The organism is Candidatus Omnitrophota bacterium, assembly GCA_030688425.1.
In the GTDB taxonomy this organism is placed as follows: Bacteria; Omnitrophota; Gorgyraeia; order Zapsychrales; family JANLHA01; genus JAUYIB01.
Genome location: JAUYIB010000030.1, coordinates 1 through 24,751 on the forward strand (window position 1 = coordinate 1; position 24,751 = coordinate 24,751).

21 protein-coding genes are annotated in these 24,751 nt (G+C 57.5%); 19 read left to right on the top strand and 2 right to left on the bottom strand.

All coding sequences use genetic code 11. The features are described 5' to 3' along the window. From Q8Q08_11325 to Q8Q08_11415, 19 genes are all read left to right on the top strand, one after another. Positions 1 to 2,680, top strand: a 2,680-nt coding sequence (locus tag Q8Q08_11325; GenBank protein ID MDP2654603.1) for a hypothetical protein, incomplete at its 5' end; no start/stop codon positions are given. Further along, positions 2,680 to 4,056 (top strand): hypothetical protein, encoded by a 1,377-nt coding sequence (locus tag Q8Q08_11330; protein MDP2654604.1) that lies wholly within the window; start codon positions 2,680 to 2,682, stop codon positions 4,054 to 4,056. The genes Q8Q08_11325 and Q8Q08_11330, both read left to right, overlap by 1 nt. 173 nt (positions 4,057 to 4,229) lie before the next feature. Beyond that, on the top strand, positions 4,230 to 5,792 hold the full coding sequence (gene atpA / locus Q8Q08_11335) for a F0F1 ATP synthase subunit alpha (protein MDP2654605.1): 1,563 nt from the start codon (positions 4,230 to 4,232) through the stop codon (positions 5,790 to 5,792). 11 nt (positions 5,793 to 5,803) lie between these two features. Continuing rightward, entirely contained in the window at positions 5,804 to 6,133 is a 330-nt protein-coding gene (locus Q8Q08_11340) for a hypothetical protein (GenBank protein ID MDP2654606.1), read from the top strand. Between the two features lie 33 nt (positions 6,134 to 6,166). Beyond that, positions 6,167 to 6,391 carry an ATP synthase F0 subunit C gene (locus Q8Q08_11345; GenBank protein MDP2654607.1) on the top strand — a complete coding sequence of 75 codons (225 nt, stop codon included), beginning with the start codon at positions 6,167 to 6,169 and terminating at the stop codon, positions 6,389 to 6,391. A gap of 20 nt (positions 6,392 to 6,411) precedes the next feature. Then, a complete protein-coding gene (locus tag Q8Q08_11350) occupies positions 6,412 to 6,639 on the top strand; it encodes a hypothetical protein (protein MDP2654608.1) in 228 nt (75 codons plus the stop codon). A gap of 27 nt (positions 6,640 to 6,666) precedes the next feature. Then, positions 6,667 to 7,431 (top strand): F0F1 ATP synthase subunit delta, encoded by a 765-nt coding sequence (locus tag Q8Q08_11355; protein ID MDP2654609.1) that lies wholly within the window; start codon positions 6,667 to 6,669, stop codon positions 7,429 to 7,431. A 20-nt stretch (positions 7,432 to 7,451) separates the two neighbouring features. Beyond that, entirely contained in the window at positions 7,452 to 8,303 is an 852-nt protein-coding gene (locus Q8Q08_11360) for a FoF1 ATP synthase subunit gamma (protein MDP2654610.1), read from the top strand. 148 nt (positions 8,304 to 8,451) lie between these two features. Next, on the top strand, positions 8,452 to 9,960 hold the full coding sequence (atpD, locus tag Q8Q08_11365) for a F0F1 ATP synthase subunit beta (protein ID MDP2654611.1): 1,509 nt from the start codon (positions 8,452 to 8,454) through the stop codon (positions 9,958 to 9,960). A gap of 32 nt (positions 9,961 to 9,992) precedes the next feature. Next, entirely contained in the window at positions 9,993 to 12,215 is a 2,223-nt protein-coding gene (locus tag Q8Q08_11370; protein ID MDP2654612.1) for an ATPase, T2SS/T4P/T4SS family, read from the top strand. An 18-nt stretch (positions 12,216 to 12,233) separates the two neighbouring features. Beyond that, positions 12,234 to 13,436, top strand: a complete 1,203-nt coding sequence (locus Q8Q08_11375) for a type II secretion system F family protein (GenBank protein MDP2654613.1) — start codon at positions 12,234 to 12,236, stop codon at positions 13,434 to 13,436. A 29-nt stretch (positions 13,437 to 13,465) separates the two neighbouring features. Beyond that, positions 13,466 to 14,296, top strand: a complete 831-nt coding sequence (locus Q8Q08_11380) for a hypothetical protein (protein ID MDP2654614.1) — start codon at positions 13,466 to 13,468, stop codon at positions 14,294 to 14,296. A gap of 39 nt (positions 14,297 to 14,335) precedes the next feature. After that, positions 14,336 to 14,746 (top strand): type II secretion system major pseudopilin GspG, encoded by a 411-nt coding sequence (gspG, locus tag Q8Q08_11385; protein ID MDP2654615.1) that lies wholly within the window; start codon positions 14,336 to 14,338, stop codon positions 14,744 to 14,746. A 62-nt stretch (positions 14,747 to 14,808) separates the two neighbouring features. Next, complete coding sequence (locus tag Q8Q08_11390) at positions 14,809 to 15,291, top strand: prepilin-type N-terminal cleavage/methylation domain-containing protein (protein ID MDP2654616.1); 483 nt, start codon at positions 14,809 to 14,811, stop codon at positions 15,289 to 15,291. Between the two features lie 104 nt (positions 15,292 to 15,395). After that, positions 15,396 to 16,001, top strand: a complete 606-nt coding sequence (locus Q8Q08_11395) for a hypothetical protein (GenBank protein ID MDP2654617.1) — start codon at positions 15,396 to 15,398, stop codon at positions 15,999 to 16,001. Next, positions 16,001 to 17,050 carry a type II secretion system protein GspK gene (locus Q8Q08_11400; protein MDP2654618.1) on the top strand — a complete coding sequence of 350 codons (1,050 nt, stop codon included), beginning with the start codon at positions 16,001 to 16,003 and terminating at the stop codon, positions 17,048 to 17,050. Before Q8Q08_11395 ends, Q8Q08_11400 begins: the two co-directional genes overlap by 1 nt. Positions 17,051 to 17,080: 30 nt before the next feature. Beyond that, positions 17,081 to 18,595, top strand: a complete 1,515-nt coding sequence (gene pilM, locus Q8Q08_11405) for a pilus assembly protein PilM (protein MDP2654619.1) — start codon at positions 17,081 to 17,083, stop codon at positions 18,593 to 18,595. 62 nt (positions 18,596 to 18,657) lie between these two features. Next, the gene (locus Q8Q08_11410) at positions 18,658 to 20,304 is read left to right on the top strand and encodes a hypothetical protein (protein ID MDP2654620.1); all 1,647 of its coding nucleotides are present in this window, start codon (positions 18,658 to 18,660) and stop codon (positions 20,302 to 20,304) included. Then, entirely contained in the window at positions 20,301 to 21,215 is a 915-nt protein-coding gene (locus Q8Q08_11415) for a tetratricopeptide repeat protein (protein MDP2654621.1), read from the top strand. Before Q8Q08_11410 ends, Q8Q08_11415 begins: the two co-directional genes overlap by 4 nt. A 115-nt stretch (positions 21,216 to 21,330) precedes the next feature. Here Q8Q08_11415 and Q8Q08_11420 read toward each other — a convergent pair whose 3' ends face one another. Then, on the bottom strand, positions 21,331 to 23,865 hold the full coding sequence (locus Q8Q08_11420) for an STT3 domain-containing protein (GenBank protein MDP2654622.1): 2,535 nt from the start codon (positions 23,863 to 23,865) through the stop codon (positions 21,331 to 21,333). After that, the gene (locus Q8Q08_11425) at positions 23,862 to 24,614 is read right to left on the bottom strand and encodes a trypsin-like peptidase domain-containing protein (GenBank protein ID MDP2654623.1); all 753 of its coding nucleotides are present in this window, start codon (positions 24,612 to 24,614) and stop codon (positions 23,862 to 23,864) included. Before Q8Q08_11425 ends, Q8Q08_11420 begins: the two co-directional genes overlap by 4 nt. Positions 24,615 to 24,751 lie beyond the last annotated feature (137 nt).

Genomic DNA, 24,751 nt, shown 5'->3' on the forward strand with positions numbered 1-24,751 from the left:
GGACATCGGGGAGATGTCGGATTCCGGAGTGAACTGGAACAACATCGGGGAGATGGCGGCGAGCGGGATCAACTGGGTAGATGTGGGGGTGATGAGCGTCGGTGGAATCAATTGGGCGAATATCAATGAGATGAGCGCGACCGGGATCAACTGGCTGGACGTGGACGTGCTGAGCGATGCGGGGATCAACTGGGAAAACATCGGGGAGATGGCGACGAGCGGGATCAACTGGTCGAACATCGGGGAGATGTCGGATTCCGGAGTGAACTGGAACAACATCGGGGAGATGGCAACAAGCGGGATCAATTGGGTGGATGTGGGGGTGTTGAGCGGGTCGGGGGTAAATTGGGCAAATGTCAATGAGATGAGCACGGCCGGGATCAACTGGGTGGATGTGGATGTGCTGAGCGATGCGGGGATCAAGTGGGGGACTGTTGGTGAGATGGGGACGAGCGGGATCAACTGGGCGAACATCGGAGAGATGTCGGATTCCGGAGTGAACTGGGATAACATCGGAGAGATGGCGGCGAGCGGGATCAACTGGCTGGATGTGGGGGTGTTGAGCGGGGCAGGGGTGAATTGGGCGAATATCAATGAGATGAGCGCGACCGGGATCAACTGGGTGGATGTGGACGTGTTGAGCAACGCGGGGATCAACTGGACAAGCATTAATGATATGAGTGGAGCGGGGATCAATTGGCTGGACGTGGATGTGTTGAGTGACGCGGGAGTCAACTGGGGCAATATCAATGATTTGTCTGCTGCCGGGATCAATTGGGAGGATATCAGCGCCCTTTCAGGCGCCGGCATCAATTGGGACAATCTTTATGAGGTGTCCGCGAGCGGGATCAACTGGGCGGATCTGGATATCATGGGAGACGCCGGCATCAATTGGGCCAATATCGGAGATTTGTCGGCCGGCGGGGTGAATTGGGCCAATATCAATGAGCTTAGTGTTGCCGGGATCAATTGGACGGATATCGGCCACTTATCGACCGCCGGGATCAATTGGGAAAGTATCGGCGAGATGTCCAGCGCCGGGATCAACTGGGTGGAGATCAACACCCTTTCGCAGGCCGGCGTCAACTGGGATGACATTGATGTCCTGAGCGATTCAGGGATCAATTGGGATAATATTGGCGACATGACCATCTCGGGGATCAACTGGCTGGATGTGGACACCATGAGCGACGCGGGGATCAACTGGGCGGATTGGGGCGCGCTTTCTTCTGCGGGGATCAACTGGCTGGATGTGGACATCCTCAGCAATACCGGGATCAACTGGGCGAACATCAACGATCTTTCGGCGGCGGGGATCAACTGGACGAGCGTCGATGAGATGAGCGACGCCGGTATCAATTGGGATAATATGGGCGTCATGGCCGATGCCGGTATCAATTGGTCGGATATCACGGTGCTTTCCTTGTCGGGGATCAACTGGAATGATGTGCAGGCCCTCAGCGATACGGGGATCAATTGGGTGGATATCAACGCTTTAACGACGGCGGGGATCAATTGGGTTGACCTGCGCAGTCTGAGCGAGACAGGCATTAACTGGGCGGACATTGATACGATGTCCCGGTCGGGAATCAATTGGCTCGATATCGGGGAGCTTTCGGATGCCGGTGTGAATTGGCTGGACGTGGACGTGTTGAGCGATGCGGGGATCAACTGGGATAATATTGCCAGCATGAGCGCGGCGGGAATCAACTGGAATGACGTGGGCGCCATGACGGCCAGCGGCATCAATTGGGATGACCTGGCCATCATGACGGGAACCGGGGTGAACTGGACCGATGTGGGATCCTCGACCACTTCGGGCATCAATTGGCGGGATCTGGCGGTGATGACGTCCTCCAATATTAACTGGAGCGAGATCGCTTATCTCGCGGAGAATGCCAGGACGCTGGTGACGAATGTCTCCACCATATTGACGGCGGTCAACTCCTTGAATTCCGTTGTGGGGTCTTCCTCGGATACGCTGGCTTCAGGGACCTTGTTCGGGACCATCAATGAGGTTTTGGATGTTGTGCAGGATGTCACGGGCAGTGAACTGTTGGACCCGATTTATGAGGGGGTTCAAAGCATCGAGGCGAAGCTGGGGGCAACGACAGATGCTTCATCCGTCAATTCCGTGTTTGGCGATCTGAAGGAAATCCAGGAGTTTGTGGATACTTTGGAAACACTGATGGGAACCGTCGAAGACGCCGAAGATGCTGAGTCTGTGTTCGGTGAATTGAGCAAACTGGCGGTCATTAAGGAAAATGTCAGCAAAGCCAAAAGCAGTGCCGAGGCCGCATTGGGCGAAGCCCAGGGGATCAGGAAAGAATTGGGAGCCAAAGGGAAGACCCCGGATACTTATGAAAAAATAAAGGATCTTGACGGAGCCTTGCAGGATTTGAAGACCGCCGCGGCGACGATTTCCCAGAGCCAGATGGATACCGGGAAGGTGGCCGGTGATATCCTGACGACGTTGACGAATTTTGTGAATGAAAGCGCCAAGGCCGCGGGGCTTGAGGGGGAGGATTTGCAGGTCGAGTCTCTGACCGAAGAGGAGGCGTCGCAGGAGGAGAAGGTTTACGAAAAAATGGAAGAGATCAATGCCAAGCTGAACGCCATCAAGGAAGCCCTGGCGACCAATGATGTGGTCATCAAGAGCTGGTTTGAAAGCGGGGAGTAATGTTCGATAAGATCTTTTGCATAGCGCGGCAGAGGGGGATCGGCATGCTCGTTTTCCTCCTGGCGGTGGCGCCGGTCACCGCATGGGCCGATTTGACCATCAATTTGATCGCGGTCAATCCCGATGAGCAGGGCAAGGAGATCGACGTCAAGTATCACCTCCCCCGGGAACTGGAGCCCCAGGATGTTGTGGACACGGGGCCTTTGAAAGTTGATTACGACGTAGATCGCAGCCTGTATTTTGTTTACGGGACGGTCCCCTTCGGGCCCAAGGAATCCAAGACGTTCAGGGTGAAGGTCAGGGACGTGTGGGTGATCACCAGGGAGGAAGTGGACATCCTGAAGAATCAGCTCGACCAGAGTTTTGACCAGATCAAGAATCTCGAGGAAAGCCGCAACGCCGCGATCGTCCGGGACCAGATCAACGACCACCTGGACCGCATCCTGGTGCAGCAACAGACTTATTCGGACAATATCGAACGCCGGATTGAACAGTATCGCGCTTATAAGGAAGAGATGGACCAGATCAGAAACAACGTCTATTCCATCGACTATCTTGTCAGGCAATCCAGGGAATTGGAGGAACTGGACCTCAACAAGACGGTGAAATTGGTGCTGGAGGTCCAGAACCCTTCGAAGAAGGAAGAGAAAACCGTTGAGCAGAAACATTATCTCCCCAAGGAAATCCGTGAGGAAGACGTCATTGACGGAAAAGGGTTTGACGTCCGGTTCGATGACAAAAAGGGAATGGCATATCTCACCAAAAAGGAAACATTCCAGCCGGCGGAGATCAAGCGGTATGAAATCGTCCTGAAGGATGTCTGGACGTTCCCTCTTTCCAAAGTCAACGACGTTGAGTTGCGGGCCAAGGAGGCCTACCAGGAGATTTCGGAAGACCCGGCCTTCGCGGAAAGCGGGAAATATCTTTATGATTCTATGGTGAATAAGCTGGCGGAGTTGAGGTCTTCCCAGCAGGAGTCCCTTCCCGTCCAGCAGCATATCGGCCTTTACCGGGTGAACACGGAGAGATATGCCAAGGCCGAGGAAGACCTGAAAAAGCTTGAGGAAATGCTGGCCATCCTCCGCGCCAAGAAGTTGGATGAAATGGAGAAAGGAAAGGTCAAAAACGTCCTGCAGAGACTACGCGCCCTGCGCGGGCTGGCCGCTTTGTCGGAAGCCATTTTCAAGCGCGGCATTTCCGTCACGATGGTCTGGCGCATCATCTTCGGCACTTTGATGTTTGTGGCGTTCTTCACGACCATCAACTTTTTTGTTTGGGCTAAACGCTCCGGATCCATGGGAGAGGAGAAACGGGCGAAGCCCCGCGAACCCATCCAGGAGGTCCCCAAACCGGGGGCCGAGCCCAATAAATCGTAACAGGTTCCGCTGTCCCTTGCCGCATCCGATCCTCAGATTTTTTTGATTTTATGACCAACTGCCCGGCTTGTTGTGTTATAATCACGTCGAAGACATTAAAACAGAATGGTTTAGGATAGAAAACAGCTCCCTGGCAGGGGTGCTGAAACTGTGTCCTCAGAGCAACGGAAATTATGACAGAATTGCGTTATACGGAAGAGGGTGTGGTCCGTGTCATCCGCGGATGCATCGTTCTTGTGGAAGGGTTCAAGAACTGCATCAACGGGCAGGTCATCCGGTTCGGTTACGGGACGTCCGGCATTATCCTGGGGTTTGATGAAAAAGAAGCCCAGGTTTTGATCGTCCGTCAGACCCGGATGCTTAAGACCGGGGACAAGGCCGTTGCCACGCTGGAGCCGTTCGTCACCCCCGTCGGAAATAAATTCATCGGTCGGATCCTGAACCCGTTGGGCGAACCTCTGGACGGCCTGGGGCCTCTGGAGGTGGACACCACCCGGCCCATCTTCATCGACGCCCCTTCGATCCTCAAGCGCAAAATCCTTAACAAGACACTGGAAACCGGCATCAAGGTTATCGACGCGATGATCCCCGTCGGGTTCGGACAGCGTGAGCTGATCCTGGGCGACAAGATGACGGGCAAGACGACCATCTGCACCGACGCCATTATCAACCAGAAACGGACCGGGGTCATCTGCATATACTGCGCCATCGGGAAGGCCAACTCCGCCCTGGGCAAGGTTGTTCAGCTTTTTCTGGATCATGGCTGCTTTGAATACACCACTATCGTGGCGGGCACGGCATCCGCTCCTTCGGGACAGCTTTATCTGTCTCCTTATGTGGCGGCTGCCGTCGGCGAACATTTCATGTTCCAGGGGAAGGACGTCCTGGTGATTTTTGACGACTTCACCAAGCATGCCTGGGCCTACCGTGAAATTTCCCTCCTCTTGGGGCGCGCCCCCGGCCGGGATTCCTACCCCGGAGATATTTTTTATCTTCATTCCAAACTTGTGGAACGGGCCGCGTTCTTGACGGATGATTTGGGCGGCGGCTCCATGACGCATCTTCCGATTGTCGAAACGCTGGAAGGCGACCTGACCGGGTATGTCCAGTCCAATCTGGTCTCCATGACCGACGGGCAGATATACACCAGCACTCCGCTGTTCGGCGAGGGGCAGAAGCCGGCGGTTGACCTGGGCCTGTCGGTGTCCCGCGTCGGGAGCAAGGTGCAGTGGCCGGTTGTCAAGAAGCTGAGCGGGGCCCTGCGTTTGGAATACCTTCAATACCGCGAAGTCCTTCGCGTGTCCAAGCTCAAGACGTCGGGACAGTCGGACGAAGCCGAAAACCAGATGAAGACCGGCGCCATTCTGACGGAACTCCTCAAGCAGGATCGCGATAAGCCGATCGCCATGGAGGCCCTGACGATCATTCTGTACGCTTACAACAAGAAAGTTCTGCATGAGCTGACGATTGAAGAAGTCAATATTTTTCAGGACGCGGCTCTCGGTTATTTTGAAAAACGGAAGCCGGAGCTCATCAAAAAAATGCGCGAAAAACGGGACCTGGACGATGAAATGAAAAAGGTCATCGATGAAGTCCTTGCGGTCTATGTCAAGGAGGTCAAGGACAAGCGTCCCAAGGAGGAAGACGAAGTCGAAGGCGGAGGCGATTCTGCCGTCGGTGTGGATGTCCTGGACCAGGCCACGTCCAAGAAGAAAGAGGGGGCCCCGGCCAAATAACGGGGAGCCTTATGGCGCGAGAATACCGGCCGACGTTTAAGCTGTCCATCATGACCCCGGAAGCCCTGCTGTATCAGAATGAAGTCGAGAGCGTTTTTCTGAACGGCGACTTGGGCGAATACGAACTGATGCCCTATCACTACCCGGTCCTGGGGGTCCTTCAGGAAGGGAATATCATCATCAACTGGCAGGAAGCCGTGCCTGTCAAGTTCGGACTGGTCAAATTTTTCGCCAACGATTGCATCATTCTCGTTGAGGAGCTGGAGCGGATCCGGCCCAAGAAGGTCAAGAAGGAAGAGGATATCGTCATCGAGGACGCCGACAAGAAGAACATCATCTGATCGGCCGCAGTTCAATCGAGGAGTCTTGCCGCCATGCAATGGGCAGAAACCCTGCTGATTGTTTCCGTTATGCTGATCGCCGTCCTGGGGCCTTCGGTGGTCATCGCGGTTTTGGGGTATTCTGTCATCAAGGCCCTGAGCCGTAACCCGTCGGCGGCGTCCAAAATTTTTATGGGCATGGTGATCATGCTGATTTTTGTGGAGGCGATATCCATCATCGCCATCCTGGTCGTCTTTCAGCTGTTCGGCAAATCGTAAAGTTTTGAGACGGAGGCCCCATGGATAGCACGATGTTGATTTTCGTCGTGTCCTGGTACGCGATCATGATTATCCCCTGCCTGGGGATCGGGTGGCTGGGGTCGAAGTTTATCAACAATCTGGGGCGGTACCCCAGCAAGACGCCGGTGCTGAACAAGAACATCATTTTCCCTTTGCTCGTCATTGAAGTGGTTTCGGTCACCTGCCTGTTGGTTTTTTTCAAGGCGCTTTTACCGGAAAATCTTTAAGGCATCCAATTTGAAGGGGGTCCCAAAATGTCATTCATGTGGATTGTCCAATTCCTCGTCCTGCAGACGATTTTTGTGGGGGTAGTGATTTTTATCCTGAAGCGGGTGTTGTTCAGCGACACCGAGAGCGCGGTCAACCGCCTGAATCGCGACACCGAGGCCGTCCGGGCCCAGCAGAAAGAGCTGGCGGACAAGATCAAGCTGGCGAACGAAGAATTGCAGAAGCGGCGCGCCGAGGCGGACGCCCTTGTCAAGAAGATGACCGAGGAAGCCGAGGAAAAGGCCAAGGAAGAGCGCGAGAAGCTGATCGTCAAGGCCCGTCAGGAAAGCGAGGAGATCATCAATAAGGCCCAGCGGACCCGGGATGATCTGCGCAAGAACATCGAGAAGGAGATGCAGGCGAAGACCGTGGATTTTGTCGAGGTGATCATCAATGAGGTCCTCAGCAAAAAGGCCAGGGGCGCGCTCAACGACACTTTGATTTCAGAATTTTTGGACAATCTTGATAAGACCGACATGGACATGCTCGGGGCCGCCGTTGATACCGCTGAGATTTTTACGGCCGAACCTTTGGCGGAACCGTTCCGGAACCGTTTATCGGAAATTTTGCAGAAGAAATTGGGGCGGACGGTCAAGATCACCGTTTCGGTTAACGCCAAGGTTTTAAGCGGGGCGATCTTGAGTTTCGGCAGCCTGAAGCTGGACGGCAGCCTGCAGAGCACCGTGAAGGAAGCCGGCACGTCGGTCAAAGACCGCATTGAAAAAGGGTTGCTTAATTTTTCCGCCTCATAGCCGCAGGGCAGGGGAGTCGCATGGGAAAAGCCAATAAGATCAAATCGGACCTGGAAGACATCACGGAGCTGGTCGAGATCATCCAGGTTTTGAAGGACGTCGCGGACACCAAGTTCCACCAGTTGGCGACCCGCAAGGACCGGTTCGCCCGTTTTGGGGAATCCTTTGTGGAGTTTTTCCGTATGATCAGCTTGTCGGAAGTCCGCCATCCCCTGGTCTCGAATGATAACCCCAAGGTGGGGATCGTCTGCATCTCTTCCGAGGCCGGGTTCATGGGGGACTTGAACGCCAAGGTCATCCGCCATGCCCTGGCCGAGAAGGAACGGTATCCGGACAGCGAACTGATCGCCGTGGGACGCAAGGGGGCCGAGAAGCTCGCACCTGTCGAGCCGAACATGAAGATCTTCCGGGACATCGAGGAAGTCGGCCTTTACGAAACGTCCATCCGCATCAAGGACTATATGATCGACCAGGTCATGGAGGGGCATCTGGGCAAGGTCATGGTGGTCTATCCCTGGTCAAAGAATTTTAACCTGCAGAAGCCCCGGACCGTCAAACTTTTGCCCTGCGATGAATTGTTGACCAAGCAGGCGGAGTTCGTGGATTCGATCGAAAAAGTCATCAACGAAAGCAATCCGGTGGACGTCATCAGTTACCTGGCCGACATGTGGCTGGTCTGCCGGATTTATGAAATGATGCATGATACCCAGATTTCCGAGGCCGCGGCCCAGTCGCAGCAGCTGGAGGCCAGCGTCCAGAAAATGAAGAAGGACAAGAAGGGCATCGCCGCGGCGTTTGCCAAAGCCAAAAAGGGCGACATCGACAAGGGTATGAGGGAAGTCTTTACATCCCGGATGATGACGAGGCGGTAAACGACGGCCTGATTTGCGGAACGAGAGTTCCTGGGCTCTCGCTCGGGATGTTGAGCGAAAGTCGAAGCAGGAACGCAAGTCAGAGCCGGAAATTCTTCCACCCCCTGCAAAGGGGCGTGCGGGGAGAGGGAACAAGAGGAGTTGAAAGTTGGAAAAACCAGCTGAACAACCAAAACCAACGCCGACGCAGGCCGCGGTCCCCGTCTCTGCTCCTGTGAAAGAATCCGCACAGCCCAAGGCAGATGCCAAGGGAACCAAGGACGAGCCTCGCCGCGGACTGGGGCGGGTCATCGCTGTTCAGGGGCCCGTTGTGGACGTCCGTTTCGACAATCCGGACGACACCCCCGCCCTTTACGATCTGATCGAGGTTTACACGTTCGACAAGAAAAAGATTTCTCTCCAGACGGCCGAGCATCTCCCCGGCGGCGTGGTCCGGACCGTTGCCCTGGTGGACACCCTGAACCTTCAACTCAATTCACCGGCGTATAACACGTTTCAACCCATCACGATCCCCATCGGCGATGAGTGTTTCGGCCGCGTCATGGACGCGGTCGGCAACCCCATCGACAACGAGGGGCCGATCAACACTCCCGCGCGCAGTCCTATCCGCATCCTGTTGAAGACCCACTCCTTCGATTTGAAGGAAAAAAAAGCGGCGAAAGCCGAGGTGCTGGAGACCGGGATGAAGTATATCGACCTGCTGTTCCCCCTGGTGAAAGGCGGGAAGACCGGGATTATCGGAGGCGCCGGTTGCGGGAAGACCGTCGTTATTTTGGAACTCATCAATAATATCGTCAAGGCCCACGGCGGGGCCTGCGTGTTCACGGGGATCGGGGAGCGCATCCGCGAAGGCAACGAGTTGTTTCACGAATTGAAAGACAACAACCTGCTCAAGAACGTTATGCTGGCCTACGGGCAGATGGACCAGCCGCCCGGTGCCCGCGCGGAGGTCGTGAACACGGGGATCACGCTCGCGGAATATCTGCAGGGAAAGAACAAGGACATCCTGCTGTTCATGGACAATCTCTACCGTTTTATCCAGGGGGGGCAGGAGGTTTCGACCCTTTTGGGCCGGGTCCCGGCGGAAACCGGGTATCAGCCGACGCTGGCCTCCGAGGTCAGCGGCGTTCAGGAGCGGATCCGTTCCATCAAGGGCGGCGGGTCTGTCACGGCCCTCCAGGCGGTTTACGTCCCTGCCGACGACATGACCGACCCCGCGGTCGTCGCGATTTTCAGTTACCTGGACGGGTCCATCGTCTTGTCCCGCGACCTGGTCCAGCGCGGGATGTACCCGGCCATCGACCCTTTGCAGAGCTCCTGCGCCAACCTCGATCCGAACGTCGTCGGGCAGAGGCATTACCAGCTGTCCCAGAAAACCATCCAGTATATCAACAAGTACAACGGTCTCAAAAGGATCGTCGCGGTCATCGGCGTGGAGGAGTTGAACAAAGAGGACCGCCTGATTTACGGCCGCGCGCAAAGAATGCTCAATTTTATGACACAGCCGTTTTCCGTCAGCGAAGTCTTCACCGGCAAGAAAGGGCAGTACGTCCATATCAACGAGAATCTGGACGGTGTCGAGGGGATCCTGACCGGAGTCTATGACAAGGTCAAGGTCTCGGACTTTTATATGATCGGAAAAGCCCCCAGTGTGTGAGGGGAAGATTTTTGGGGAAGTCTCCCGCCTTTATGATTAAGAATACAGATAAATTGTTCGCCGAAGAGCTGGTTAAAAAAGGCGTTTTTTCGCAGGCGGAGGCGGAGAAGCTTCTGGCCGCGCTTCAGCCCAACGAGACCCTCAAGGACGCTGTTCTCCGGACGGGCAAGCTCAATGAAAATCAGGTGCTGGAAACGCTGATGAGCGTTTTCCAGATGAAGACCGTCGATTGGAGGGCTGTCGCCGTCGACAAGGCTGTCCTCGAAAAAGTCCCGGTGCGGTTTGCCTGGTATTACAAGTTCATGCCGATCAAGATCGACGGCAAAATGCTGAGCCTGGCCACGTCGTATCCTTTGGACGTCAAGATCCAGGACGAGATCCGGGTGCACCTGGGACTTGAGCCGCAGATGCTCCTCGCCCGGGAAAGCGATGTCTCCAACGCCCTGAACAAACATTACGGCCTCGGCGCCGACACGATCAACCGTATCCTGTCCAAGGAATCAAAGTCCGCAACCGCTGCCCCCGCGGATCCGGGACAGGAGTCGTCATGGGTTGAGAACGTGGAGAAGGAGAGCGAGGATGCCTCGGTGGCCAAGCTGGTCAACCAGATCATCCTCGAGGCGTATAAAAAACGGGCGACGGACATCCATATCGAGCCCTACCGCAACAAGGTCCGGGTCCGCTACCGCATCGACGGGGTCCTGATGGACGCGAACCTGCCGCCGGCGGTCAAACATTTTTTGCCGTCCATCATCTCCCGCATCAAGATCATGGCGAACCTGAGCATTGTGGAAAAGCGCCTGCCCCAGGACGGGAGCACGGTCGTTTCCACCAAGGAGCAGGCGCTGGACCTGCGCATCTCCACCATCCCCACGCCCCACGGGGAGAGCATGGTCATCCGCATCCTGCCGACTAAGGTGACCCTTCTGAATTTGGAAAAATTGGGGCTGGACGCGCATTCCCTGAAAGTTTTCCGTTCCCTCATCAAGAAGCCCCACGGTATCATTCTTGTGACCGGGCCGACGGGGAGCGGCAAGACCACCACATTGTACGCCTGCCTCCAGGAGATCAATTCCGCCGAGAGAAAGATCATCACCATTGAAGATCCGGTCGAGTACGAGATGGAAGGCGCGACCCAGATCCAGGTGAACACGAAGGTCAACCTGGATTTCGCGACAGGGTTGCGAAGCGTTTTGCGGCATGATCCGGACGTGATCATGGTCGGCGAGATCCGCGACCTGGAGACCGCCGAGATCGCCATTCGCACCGCGCTCACCGGGCACCTGGTCTTTTCGACCCTGCATACCAATGACGCGGCCTCGGCCGTCACGCGCCTGATCGAAATGGGGCTGGAGCCGTTTTTGGTCGCCTCCAGCGTTGAGGCCTTCATCGCCCAGCGCCTGGTCAGGATCCTCTGTCCCAAGTGCAGGGAGGAGGTCAAGGACGCTCTGCCGGAAATCCGGGAAGAGATGGCGAAATCTCTGGGGCTGGCCAAGCCGGCGGACGCCAATATCTGGGCCGGGCGGGGGTGCGATCATTGCAATTTTACCGGCTTTTACGGCCGCACGGCGATCTATGAAATGCTGGTCGTCTCGGAAGAGGTCCGGCGTTCGATCCTGGGCCGGGAGAAAGCGGACGACATCAAAAATCTCGCCATCCGGCAGGGCATGGTGTCCATGCGTCAGGACGGATGGAAGAAGGTCCAGTCCGGGGTCACGACCCCGGCGGAAATCATGAACGTTACGGTCCGGGATGATGACGCTCCGGCGGCCGCGCCCGTGCCGTCTGGACAGCCGGCGGCCAGGGGAACGGGGGAGGCCAAGTCCAGGATCGTTGCCCCGGAAGTCCTGTCCGCGAAAAACGAGTATGAACTGCGCGCTTATGCGCGGGCGGCGGTCCGCGTCGGCGTCCGGTATCAGATCGTCCGCCAGGATGAACATAATCCGTCGCGGTTGATCAGCGACGGCATTGAGCACTCTTCGATCACCAAGGATTTGAGCGCCGGCGGGGTCAGGTTCGTTTCCGGATATACCCTGCCCCTGGGCACGATCCTGGAGCTGAAAATCCAGCTCGAGAAGACCGAGCGCAGCATCGACTGCCTGGCCAAGGTCTGCCGGGTGGAAGATGACAGTCTCTCGGCCATGTTCAGCCTGGTCGTTTATTATCTGGACATGACCAGCGCCGACCGGGTGAAGATCGATGCGTTCGTAAAAGCCAAACTGGCGGAATCACCGGCGGCTCAGGTGATGGACTAACCCAAGGAGAACGGCCGCATGCCCATTTATTTTTACAAGGCCAAAAAGAAAACCGCCGAGACCGTGGCCGGACAGGTCGCGGCGGAATCCAAGGAATCGGCCGTTGAAAAAATCATCCAGATGGGGCTGACGCCCATCACGGTTGAGGAGGGTTCTTCGGGCGGACGGGCGGCCCGGAAGAACGGGCGGGTCTCGTCCAAAGAATTGTATTTTTTCAGCCGGCAGCTGGTCATCCTGATCAAGGCCGGTGTCCCCATCCTCCGGGCCCTGGAGATCATCGCCGACCAGATCCGGAATCTTTTTTTTCAGCAGATCGTCCGCAACGTCCATTTTGAGATCAAGGAAGGCCGGTCTTTTTCTGAAGCGCTGGCCCAGTATCCCCGGGTGTTCAGTTCCTTGTACGTGGTCATGGTCAAGGCCGGGGAGGAAAGCGGCCGGCTCAAAGAAACGGTCAATGATATGGCCAGTTATCAGCGCCGGCAGGTGGAGATCCTTTCGAAGGTCCGGACCGCGCTGGCGTATCCCCTGTTCATGGCCACGTTCGGGGCCGCCACAGTGGTCTTCACGCTGACGTACGTCATGCCGAGGATCGCAGGCATTTTTTCCAACCTGAACCAGACGCTGCCTGCCCCGACGTTGTTCGTCATGCGTCTCAGCGCTTTTCTTTTGGAATACTGGTGGGCGCTCCTGCTGGGCGGAGTGCTGATCGCCGCCGGACTCGGACAGTGGAACAAGACCCAGGCCGCGCGGATGCTCAAGAGCCGGCTGACGTTGCGCCTGCCCTGGTTGGGGGAGTTTTTTATCAAATTGGAGCTGGCCCGCTTTTGCCGGACGCTGGAACTCCTCTTGAAAAGCGGCATCCCGATCCTCAGGGCCATTCAGCTTTCCACGCCGATCGTCGACAACGTAATCATCAAATCCGAACTTCAGCGCTGCCAGCAGGAATTGGCGGCCGGTAAATCCTTCGGGAACCAGATCCGGGGGATCTCTTTTGTGCCGCCGATCGTGGGGCACCTGGTGTCCGTGGGCGAGGAATCCGGATCCCTGGATTCCTCTTTGCATGAAATCTCCCAGGCCTTTGAACAGGAGACGGACGAGGCGATCAAGGTCATGACCACGTTCCTGGAGCCGTTGATGATCGTGCTGATCGGCGGATCGATAGGATTTTTGATCATCGCCATGCTCCTGCCGGTCTTCCAACTGGATGTCTTTGCGCGGTAACGGCCTTGTTCTGCAGGGACAGTTTTCCCATGCATAAAATTTTTTCAGAAATTTCCCGAGCTTCGGCCCGGAACGTTCTTTTTTTTGCGGTTGCCTTTGCGGCGATGGGGGCAGGTCCCGCCGCCGGGGAAGATTGGCAGGAGCTGAAGGGGGACCACTTCGTCGTTTATTTTGCCCCCGCGTCGGGCCGGGAAACCGCCAGGACGGTGTTGAGACGGGCGGAGGAGTATTACAAAAAAATCGGCGCCCGCATCGGCTATTCCCGGTATCAGGATTTCTGGACGTGGGATGAGAGGGCGAAGATCTTTATTTTTCCGGACCAGCGTTCTTTTATGCAGGCCACCGGACAGCCGGCCTGGTCCAAGGGATACGCGGACCGGGATTCGTATCTTTTCGAATCGCGGGCCATCGTCACGTATTTTCAGGAGGACCGGCTTGTCGACGGCCTTTTGCCCCATGAGATCAGCCACCTGATCCTGCGCGATTTCATCGGCGAGGCCAGCGTCCCGATATGGTTTGAAGAGGGCGTGGCCCAGCTGGAAGAGGCGGGCAAGAGCGCCGAGGCGTCACGGACCATGAAATTGCTCGTCCCCCGCCGCCAGCACATCCCTTTCGGCCTTTTTATGGCGATGGATGTCCGGCGGGAAAAGGACCCCCGGAAGGCGCAGATTTTCTACGCTCAGTCACTGAGCGTAGTGGAATTTTTGATCAAGAAATACGGGAGCGATACGTTCGGACGTTTGTGCCGGAACCTGAGGGACGGCCGGCCTTTCCCGGAGGCCTTGGCCGCCGCCTATGCCGCGTCTCTTCCGTCCTTGGCGGACCTGGAAATTCAGTGGGTCAGGCGGATGTCTTTATAATGATGTTTTTTTGAATTGCGCACCCCCGAGGAGGGCACCATGACATTACGGAAATACGGATTCACCTTGATAGAGATCATGCTCGTCGTGATCATCATCACGGCCCTGGCCGCCATGGTCGTGCCCAGGATCTCGGGCCGGTCGGAACAGGCGAAGATCGCCATCGCCAAGACGGACATCGCGAACATCGCGACGGCCTTAAAAATTTATGAACTGGAGAACGGTAATTTCCCGACGTCCGAACAGGGGCTGAACGCGCTGATGAAAAAGCCGGCCAATCCGCCGGTCCCGGAGGTCTGGAACGGTCCCTACATCGAAAATCCGCCGACGGATCCCTGGGGACGGACGTACGTTTACGTGTCGCCCGGGGAGCACCGTCTGGATTATGATTTGTCCTCCAAGGGGAAAAATGATAAAAGCGAAGACGATGACATCGTCAATTGGCAATGAGGTTTGTTAGGCCGCCAGCGGGTGCGTCCCGGAAGCCGTTTTTTTCCCCCCCGGGAGAAGGTTTGTCCGGCTCCCTCAGGGCGATGCTTTTTCCCGTTGTTTTCCGGGAGAAACGGGCTCCGGCGAAATTCCGTGCGAGAGCCAGCGTCGTGAAGCCCGGATGTCCGGGCGGCCTGACGTTCCTGGAGATGATGGTCACGATCGTGATCCTTTCCACCGGGATCGTGGCGATCTACCGCTCCTTCGTGCTGTCGCTCGATTATCAGCACCACCTGGCCTGCCGTCTCCATGCCAATCTTCTGATTGACCAAAAAGTATCGACGATGCAATACGCCTTCCGGCATGGGGGGGAGGTCCCTTTGCCCAGCGCCCAAACGGCCGAGGCCGTCAGGGTCGGGCGCAAGGATGTCCCGTTCCGGTGGGCGGTGGACCTGGGGGCGGTGACAGGGGCTGATGAAATTCTCCAGGCAGACGTGGCGTTGTCCTGGCAGGAGGGGAAGCGGATTCTTCAGGTTCAGCGGACGGTGTACCTGTCGCAGTTTTGATTCGCCGTTTTATTGACCCTTAGCCGGCGGCAGGAAGCGGCAGGGGAGTCCCGGCGGATCGCGCCCGGCGACAATCATCCCGAAAGATTTTCAGAAAGACGCGCATGAAAGCTCCGACACTGACCCGCAAGGCCATGACCATGGTGGAGATCCTCCTGGTCATATCGCTGATGAGCGTGACGGCCCTGGCTTTGTACAGCGCCATGGCCACGGGCATGACCATCTGGGACCGCGCCGCCCGGAGTTCCGGGGAGGAAGACGCGGCCATTTTTCTTGACCGGATCGGCGGCGAAATGAGGGGCGCTCTGCGTTTTTCCCTCATCGCCTTCGAGGGGAGCGAGGACCGATTGTCGTTCGCATCTCCTGTCCGGGTCCTGACCGATGCGTCGGCGGGAGGTCCGGCGAAGATTGTGCCCCAGATCGGGCGCGTGGAGTATGTGTTCGATCGGGACAAGCACGTCCTTTTTCGCCGGCAGGCCGAATACGGCCAGGCCCTGCAAGGGCAGATGGGGCCTCCCCGCGTTGTGATGGACGGGGTGACGTCGTTTCAGGCGGTTTATTTTCTCCGCAGGCGTGAGGGAGTCGAAAAGGCCAGGAGCGTGGAAAAAGACATCCCCGCGGCGGTGTTGCTGGAAATCCGTTTTAAGGACAAAGACGGGGAGGAGCACGCCTTGACGCGGCTGTTCAACCTTCCCCTGGGGGCGTCGTGATGAAGCGGCCCCGGATTCTTTTCCGTCCGAAGAAGGACGTGTCCCGGCGCGGCTCCATCCTGGTCCTGGCGCTTTGGACGCTGGCCTTGCTGACGGTCTTTGCGGTCCATATCGCCCTTCAGGTCCGGCAGAAAATCACCTTGCTGTCGCGGCTGGAAAAACGGGCGCGGCTTTCTTCCATGGTGCAGTCCGGGGTCACCAAGGCCGTGGCCGTGATCCGCGAAACGGATCAATTGCCGGGGCCGGATACCAGCGCCGCGAAAAAAATGCTCAGATTTAATAATCCTGAAATGTTCAAGGCCGTCCCGTTGGGGGGAGGGACGGTCGAGATCAGCCAGGTGGATTTTCATGACGGGATCGGATCTCCCGGCCGTCGCTACGGCGTCGCCGATGAGGACGGGATGATCAACGTCAACACCTCCGGTGTCGGCATCCTCTCCCATCTGATCGCCCATGTCACAGGGATGAGCTCCGTGGATGCGGTGGTTTTGGCCCGGGCCATCGTGGACTGGAGGGAGCCGGGATCGAGCGAACTCGAGGGGTTTTACAGCGATTCTTTTTATGAGAATTTGAGGCATCCGTATCAGCCCAAGAAGGCGGATTTTGAGGTTTTGGATGAATTGCTCCTTGTGCAGGGAATGACGCCGGAAATTTACGGGATGATGACGCCGTTTGTCACCGTCTATTCGCACGGCCAGGTCAACATCAACACCGCTTCGCCGCCTGTGCTCGCGGCGCTGGGCATGGGCGAGCCGCTGGTCACGAAGATCCTGATGGTCCGCCGGGGGCCGGACGGACAGGACGCCACGCTTGACGATTATATTTTTCAGGAGTCTCAGGGCATCCCGGCCGTGCTGGTGAGCCTGGTCACGCTGGAGGATGAGGAGATCCAGCGGATCGACGGATTGGTCTCGTCCGGCTTGCTGGGCACCTGGTCAACGGCGTTCCGGATCCAGGCCCGGGCGTCCATCTCCGGGACCGGCGAAACAAAATACGCGACCTGTGTTTTTGCCCGGGAGGGTGGTAAAATTATTTATTGGAGGGAATAAACCGTCCGATGGACGGGGAAAGCGTTGGTTATGTTTCAGCAGGATAAAGAATATATCGTCATCGCTCCCGGTGAAGAGGATTTCAAGATCGTCCATCTGAAGACGGTCGGCGGAAAGCCTTTTATCGTCGATGTCGTGAAGAAGAGCGTTTCGGGCGTTGCCGAGGAAGAGCTGCCGAAGATGATCCGGTCCGCGCTGGAAGGGATGCCGGTCCGGAAAGTCAAGTCGATCTGCATCGTCAGGCCCGGCGTGGTCACGACCAAGAACATTGAGATCCCGTCTTTGGACCCGGCCGAGATCAAGTCCATCATTGATCTGCAGGCCGGCCGCCACACCCCGTATTCCCGCGAAGAGATCCTGATCGGGTATATCACCATCGGCGTTTTTCAGCGCAATTACACCAAGGTCCTTCTGATCATCGTCAACCGGGAGGTCGTCCGCAAGCAGCTGGACATCCTTGCGGCGGCGGGGCTGCGGATCGACCGGGTGCTCTTCGCGCCGGAAGGCATCGCCAGGTTTTACGCCCAGGACATGGGGGTCAAGGAGGAGGACCCTCCCCTGGGGATCATTGACATCGCCGCGCAGAACACCAACTTCATCATCGAATTCAACCGCACGGTGGCGACCTGCCGGAACATCGCGGTGGGGCTGACCCATTTGATCAAGGAGGGCGCCGCGGCCCAGGAACGCCTGGTCGCCGAGATCCTCAAGTCCGCCGAGGCCTACCAGAGCGAGGACATCCACAAGATGCCGGAAACGTATTACCTGACCAGCGACGACGCGAAGATCAAGGAATTGCAGCCTGTCCTGCAGGAAAAGCTGAAGGCCATCGTCAAGGTTTCGCCCTATTTGGACCGGATCCAGGCGGCCCAGCCGACCATGCTGAAATTCATCTCCGAGTACAACGACGATTCTTTTCTGGACGTGGTCGCGGCCGGCGGGACGGCCGCCGACGTTCAGGTGGACCTGATCCCGGATGAGATCAAGATGCAGCGCGCGCTCCAGGAAAAAGGGCGGCAGATGGTGACGACCGGCATCTGTGTGATGCTGTTGATCCTGGTGGTTTGCGCCAAGTTTTTTGCGGACATGTATTTCAAGGCCGCGTATTTGAGCGATCTAGAAAGGGAATACACGGAAAAACAGCGGGCCGTGGCGGCGCTGGACCGCATCGCCGAAAAGACCCGGATCGTCAAAGATTACGTCAACAGCCGGATGGCGAGCCTGGATGTCCTCCGGGAGCTGTACGACCTGACGCCCGACGATATTTACCTGCAAAGCATCGCCCTGGACGAGAAAGGGGACATTGCCATCCAGGGGATCGCTGAATCTCCGTCGCTGGTTTTCGAATTCAACAAGGCCCTGAAGGATTCTGATTTTTTCAAAGGGGCTACGACGAAGTCGACCACTCCCAAAAAGGAGAGGGGCAAAGACGTAACGGGCTTTGAGATCGTGTTTAAGCTGGAAAGCGCCAAGGATGTCGTCGAAAAGGCCGAGGCCGTGGAAGGAGAAGACGGGGAAGAGGGCAAGGATGAAAAAAAGAAATGAGCTCTTGGCCCGTTTCCCGTCCAGGGGCACAATGAATTGGAAAAAGCCGTAAGGAGCCGGTCGTGATCCAGAATTTTTATAACAAGCTTTCCCCTCAGGAGCGCAAGGTCTTTTACGCGGCCGCCGCGGTCGCGGTCCTGGCCCTGTTTGATGTCCTGTTCATGCGGCCGGTGTCCTCCAAGATCAAGAATCTCGATCAGGAGATCGGGCAGAAGGCCAACGACATCCGCCGGGACATACGTTTCCTTTCCTATAAGGACAAGATCCTCCTGGAAAACGAAGAGTACGGGATTTTTGAGACCGGGGAGTCGAAGCAAGAGGATGAGATCATCGCCGGTTTTTTGGGGACTTTGGAAACTTTGCTGTCGGAATCCAAGGTCGTGCTGGTGAAACTGAACCCGGGTCAGAAAAGCGCGCACCGCGGGTATATCGAGTATTTCGCGAACCTGGAGTGCGAAGGCAAGCTGGATGACATGATCAAATTCATGCACAAAATTGACGCCACGGAGAACCTCCTGAAGATCGTTAAGGTGGACATGTTGGGCAAGAAGGCCAGCGCCGGAGAGGTGACGGTTTCCATGAAGATCGCCAAGCTGATCATCGACCCCAAGAGCATCGGTGACGGCGCAGAAACTTCGGCTGAAGACATGGAATTGCTGGAGAAGCTGGACATCAAATCCGGCCGGAAGGGATCCGGCGCCGCTGATGCCGCCGGCAGGGAAGGACAGCCGTCGGAAGCGGAGCCCCGGGAAGGGCAGGAGGGTTCCGGCGCTGGGGGAAAATCGTCCGGTAAGTCCGGCACCGGTTCAGGGTCCTCCGGGGGTGGAGGGGACAAAGGATCGGGTGAATCTTCCCCGGGCGGCCCGGGGGGAGCATCCGGCCAGGGCGCCGCAGGAACCGGGTCGGCAGGATCGTCAGGAGGCTCGTCATCCAGTGGAGATAAAAATCAGGATGTTTCCGGGGAAATGGAAACGTCCGGTACCGGGACATCAGGCGGTCAAGGAGGAGAGAAGTCTGAAGGGACCTCCGGTGGAACAGGCGGCGCGGGCGGGGCAGGAACGGCCGGGGGTGCAGGCGGCGCCGGTGGCGGAGCCGGCGGTGGAGCAAGCGGCGGAGCAGACGGATCTTCCGGCGGTGCTGGCGGCCAGGGGGCTGCGGGCGGCCGGACCGGCACAGGCGCGGCGGCTGGCGGGGGCGGCGGTGGGGCTGGGACAGGCCGGGGCGCGCAAGCGAATATGCCCGGAGGTGGATCCTCAGGACAAACAGGAGGAGGGCGTGTCTCCGAACCTGTTGAAGGCGCTTATTCGGGGGGCTCTGAGCCGGGAGACAGCGGCGGTGATGAAGGGGAATCGTTTTCCCTTTCGTCAGGATCGGGCAGCGGTAGTGCCAGCGGCGGGACTGCGGGGCCGGGCGGCAGCGGAAAATCCCAAGGCAAAACTCCTCCGAAAAAGCCTGAGACGGCTAAAAAAATGACCCCTCAAGAAAAAACCGAGGCCCAAAAGAAACTTGAGGCGGTCAAAAAAGGGCCGCGTGTGGAAATCATGGATATGAAGACCCTGTGGCTGAAATTTATCGGTAAGGCCCCCCAGGCCGTTGAAGAGCCGGGAGAGTATATCCCGCCGGAAGACGACATCCCTCCGGTCATTCTGGATGATGATGAAAGTCAGAATTTGTGGGAACGCATGATCGGGGACAAGAAGGCCAAATGAAAAATTTTATCGCTGACGGCAATGTCTGGAAGATGGTGCCGGTTCTCTGGGGGTGTTTCGCTGTGTCTGCTTATGCCCAGACGGCCCAGGAATGGTTTGAGCGTGGGAACCAGGCCTATCAGGAGGCGAACCATAAAAAGGCCGTGCAGTATTACGAGAAAACGATTGAGCTGGACCCGAATCATGCCCAGGCCTATTATGCCCTGGGGACCGTTTATCGGGACATGAACGCGGGGTTTGCCGATGTGGCATGGTTTTTTAAAGTCGCCGCGGACATTACGCCGGATTATCTGGAGGCGCACGACAGTCTCTGTAAGCTTTATTTTCAGAACAACGATCTGTCCAACGCCGAGGCGTCCTGCCTGAAGGCGCTTTCGCTGAATCCCAATCTTGGCAGCGCGCAGTTGATGCTGGCCTGGATGAGCCTTTCCAAGTCCCGGCCCCAGGACGCGGTCCTGTATTTCCGGGAGGTCCTCAAAAAGACCCAGTCGCCGATGATTTATTACGGATTGGGGGTCGCTTGCATCCAGACCGGGAATTCCGCCGAGGCCCTGGACGTCATTACGACCTTGCAGGGCCTGGGAGAGAGTCAATTGGCGAGCAAGCTGGAAAACGCTTTGCGGACGAGTTCCCCGCCATCCGCCCCGCCGCTGGAAGCCATCGCGATGCCGGAGCGGCAGGAAGCGGGAACGATCGTTGAAGCCATGCGGCCTCTTCCGGAGCAAGAGCCGGAGCCGAACCCGGCCGCGGCCGGCCGAATCCGCCTGCGCGGCAGACTGTCCGCCGCCGGTCCCGGGAACAAGGAAAACGAAGCCCCTCCTGTTTATGGAGAGGATGACACACGTTCAGCTGTTGAGAGAATCCGGGATTTGCAAAGACGGCGGGGCGAAACTGCGGTTCCGCGTTATTAACAAATCAGATGCCACGGGCTTTGCCCGTGCTTGATGCCGTACTTGGCCGTGGTCATGCTACGGCCAAGTGGCCGAGCGAAGCGAGGTCCCTTGACGTCATTTCCCGGCCTGGTTTTCAAGGCCGGTCTCCGATATCCTTCAGATATTCCTCCCACAGCACTTCATAGACGTATATTTGCGTTCGGCCGGTCAAGTCCCGTTCTTTGGCAAACGGGCGCAGGTACTTCAACCCTTTTCCCTCCAGATAGTAAAGACGCATGATCAGGGATTTCGCGATATCTCTTTCCATCAGAAAGGCCTGGACCAGGTCGCCCCTGAGAGACAGGAGCGCGGTATAGGGCAGTGTCGCGGCGGGCTGGATGTCTTCGGCGATGGAGTCACCCTTCGGATAGATGACGCTGAACGGGGTCCCCTGGCCGTATTTTTCAGAATTCACCGTGCAGGTCATGTCGTTCAGGTTGACCTTCATCCCTTCCGTAAAGAGGATCGTGTCCGCGTTTCTGGACACAAGGTTCATTGGATCACTGACCCGGGGAATCCCCCCGGCCATCTCCCAGAGAAACGAGGCGTATGAGGCTGATTTTTTGGCCGGGACCTGGCTTTTGAGTTCCGGCGAGCGGCTTATTTTTTCCGCTTTTTCAAAATTCCACCGGGCCACAAACGGAAGCTGCTGGTGTTTCTCCGCCAGGTCGTTGTAAACGAACAGGTAGGATGGAGGCGGCTGGCCGTGGGTTAGCGTCAGGACGTGTTCCGCCTGTTGCGCGTCGAGTTCGGAGCGCAATTTTGTTAGGGCCTGGCCGCGGTTGAGCGACACAACCGATTTGAGAAGCTTGATGGCCCTGGACAACGGCATGCCTTTTTCCAGAAGATAGTCTGTGGCGCTGTTAGAGCTGGTATTGAGCATCCGCAGTATCCCCAACGCGGTTTTTTCGTCATTGGCCATGAAGACGCTGGCCATCCAGTAGGCCTGCGGTTTGCTGATCGTCGCGCCGTCGAAGGTCACCCGGCGCCGGGCCATGGATGAGATGAAATGCCCCGGCGGCCACCAGGAATTCACGATGCTGTCCGCCGGCGTTTTGTCACGGATCTCGGCCAGGGCTTTGTCCCAGGTCCCGTTGTAAATCTGATTGAGGAGCGTCGGCGTTTGCCGCTGCGCCTGCAGCAGGGCCTGGGCCAGACAGCTGGTGACAAGGAGGGCGATCAGAGCCGGGCGGATCGCGGCCGGGAGATTGTGTTTTTTCAGAAGGGGCGGGAGAGTTTCGGACAGAAGCCCGAGGAGATGGTGAATTCCCAGGGCGGCCAGCAGGCCCATGGGAACAAGCACGAGCAGGATAAATCTCTGCGCCCCCAGCGACAGGAAGACCGCTACCGACAGAAAGACAAACATGACAAGGACCTTCATCAGGTTGTCCGTCGGGCGTCCTCTCCGGAGTCCTTGGATGGCCATGGCCAGGCCGAACGCGGCCAGGGCGGCGGGCAGGACCCCCCCGGTCAGCTCAACGATCATTCCCGGGGTGGCTTTGCGGAGTTCTCCGACGGCGATGTACATGTCCGGCCAGAGGGAGATTTTTTGGTTCAGAAAATCGTTGAGGGCCGTGAACCCCTCCTGGAACAGGATAAAAAAATCTTTGATACCGAAGATCACCGCCACGGCGAAAAACGCGCCGGCCGTCAGGGCGCCGAAGAAAAAGGCGAGATTGCGGGTTTCAACGGCGCTGCGGGTGAGGATCAAATGGGCGATGACCGCCAGAAATCCGCCGAGCACGAGGATGCTCAGGAGAAAAACCCATCCCTGCCAGAACAGCGCGTAAAGGCTGACGCACAGAGAGGCCCATACGGCCAGGAGAAGGACCCGTCGGAGATGGCCGCGGTTGTCAATCGCCGTAAAGACGATCCCCAGCGACAGCAGTGGAAACAGCAGACTGTACGGATCGTTGTCATACCAGGCAAACATGCTGCGTTTGATAAAAATTGGGGCCAGGACAAAAAAGACGGCACCCACAAAGACGGCCGGCGGCCGTAAATTCAGACAAGAGGCGACCCAGAGAAACGCCGCGAGGATCAACGCGGTCATGAACGGTGCGGTGAAGCTGACGGCGAACATCAGCGGGATCCCGGGGGAGAACAGAGACAGGATTTTGTAAACGAGGAACCCGACGTATGGATGCAGGTTCAGGGGTTCCCAGTAACCGAGCGGGGCCTGCATCATGGGATTGAAATACTTGCTGCCCTTGACGGCGGTGCTGATGGCGCCGGTCTCGGCGATATTCCGGGTCAGCCGGAAGTAGTAAAATCCGTCCGACGCCAGCAGGTAAGGAAACGGCTGGCGGGAAGGGTCGAGTTTGTCCATTTCCCGGGCGACCTGGAGGATGGTCTTTCTCACCTGGGCGCCCTGGGTATGCAACAGGTCGTTGAGCCGGCGGGTGGCCAGCTGGTTGCGGGAGACCGGGGGCATGTCCGGCGACTGCCCCTGCAGGGTCTCTGTGATCTTTTGACGGAGATTCGTCACAACGATCATCGAGGCCTTTTCAAAGGCGTTGTGCGACGTGTGGTTCAGCAGAGGATAAAGCCGGAAATAGATCCCCAGGCCCCAGACCACGGCGCCCATAGCGGCGAAGAGAAGAAGAGAAAGGATTTTGTTCCCGGTCATGGTTTTTCCTGGAGCGTTTTGAGGTATTCCCACAGATGAAGGGCGATTTTGTTGGACGGCACGGCGAAACTGGAATGGTCGGCGGCGGTCTCTTTCGCGGTCATTAGCCCGATGAGTTGGCCGTCGCGGTTAAACAGCGGGCCGCCGCTGTCGCCCTCATAAAGGTTCACGGTGGTCTGAAGAAGATCGACGCGTTTTCTCCCGTGATTCTGCTCCGTGCGGTTGGTCCCCAACCCGATGACCTTGCCTCCGGTCAGCGTTTGTTTCAGGAACGCGGAGCTTCCGATGGTGAAGATCTCATCCCCGAGTTCCACCCGGTCGGAATCGGCCAGCGGGACGGCGGCGATGGGGCGGGGAGGCACGACTTTCAGCAGGGCCATGTCGATGTCCCCCTCAAATCCGATCACGTCGGCCGGGAATTCTGTCCCGTCAGAGAAGGTCACGAAGATGTGCTGGGCCTTCTCCACCACATGGGCGTTGGTGACAATAACGCCGGAGCCGTGGATGACAACGCCGGCGCCCTGCCTGCGGTACGAGGCCGCGGCGACGTTGCGCAGAATGACGATTCTGCCGGACTGCGGGTCTCGCGCCGCCAGGGGTTTGGATTGGTAAGCCGCCGTATTGTCCGATCGGATGCTGACAACCGACTGCTGGGTCCTTTGCATCTGGTCGATGATGGATGTCTGGGCCAGGGCGGGACCGGCTGTCCAGAGGACCGGGACCAGCCACAGCGACGCTCGGATCGTCATGGAACGCACGGGATTCTCCTTGGTATCGGAAACATTGTAACGTCTTCGATTCCCCAGCGCAAGGCTTGAGGTGTTTTTGAGTCCATCTCGCCAGCCGCCTTTTGCGCGGCTTTGCCGGGGCGGATGAGTTGAAGCGT

Bases quoted from the DNA above. Each gene is read 5' to 3' on its own strand.
- Q8Q08_11330 (MDP2654604.1), top strand. From the start codon at position 2,680: ATGTTCGATAAGATCTTTTGCATAGCGCGGCAGAGGGGGATCGGCATG.
- Q8Q08_11395 (MDP2654617.1), top strand. From the start codon at position 15,396: ATGAAAGCTCCGACACTGACCCGCAAGGCCATGACCATGGTGGAGATC.
- Q8Q08_11360 (MDP2654610.1), top strand. From the start codon at position 7,452: ATGGGAAAAGCCAATAAGATCAAATCGGACCTGGAAGACATCACGGAG.
- Q8Q08_11420 (MDP2654622.1), bottom strand. From the start codon at position 23,865: ATGACCGGGAACAAAATCCTTTCTCTTCTTCTCTTCGCCGCTATGGGC.
- pilM (MDP2654619.1), top strand. From the start codon at position 17,081: ATGTTTCAGCAGGATAAAGAATATATCGTCATCGCTCCCGGTGAAGAG.
- Q8Q08_11400 (MDP2654618.1), top strand. From the start codon at position 16,001: ATGAAGCGGCCCCGGATTCTTTTCCGTCCGAAGAAGGACGTGTCCCGG.
- Q8Q08_11355 (MDP2654609.1), top strand. From the start codon at position 6,667: ATGTCATTCATGTGGATTGTCCAATTCCTCGTCCTGCAGACGATTTTT.
- Q8Q08_11415 (MDP2654621.1), top strand. From the start codon at position 20,301: ATGAAAAATTTTATCGCTGACGGCAATGTCTGGAAGATGGTGCCGGTT.
- Q8Q08_11370 (MDP2654612.1), top strand. From the start codon at position 9,993: ATGATTAAGAATACAGATAAATTGTTCGCCGAAGAGCTGGTTAAAAAA.
- atpA (MDP2654605.1), top strand. From the start codon at position 4,230: ATGACAGAATTGCGTTATACGGAAGAGGGTGTGGTCCGTGTCATCCGC.
- Q8Q08_11345 (MDP2654607.1), top strand. From the start codon at position 6,167: ATGCAATGGGCAGAAACCCTGCTGATTGTTTCCGTTATGCTGATCGCC.
- Q8Q08_11340 (MDP2654606.1), top strand. From the start codon at position 5,804: ATGGCGCGAGAATACCGGCCGACGTTTAAGCTGTCCATCATGACCCCG.
- Q8Q08_11425 (MDP2654623.1), bottom strand. From the start codon at position 24,614: ATGACGATCCGAGCGTCGCTGTGGCTGGTCCCGGTCCTCTGGACAGCC.
- Q8Q08_11375 (MDP2654613.1), top strand. From the start codon at position 12,234: ATGCCCATTTATTTTTACAAGGCCAAAAAGAAAACCGCCGAGACCGTG.
- Q8Q08_11350 (MDP2654608.1), top strand. From the start codon at position 6,412: ATGGATAGCACGATGTTGATTTTCGTCGTGTCCTGGTACGCGATCATG.
- gspG (MDP2654615.1), top strand. From the start codon at position 14,336: ATGACATTACGGAAATACGGATTCACCTTGATAGAGATCATGCTCGTC.
- Q8Q08_11380 (MDP2654614.1), top strand. From the start codon at position 13,466: ATGCATAAAATTTTTTCAGAAATTTCCCGAGCTTCGGCCCGGAACGTT.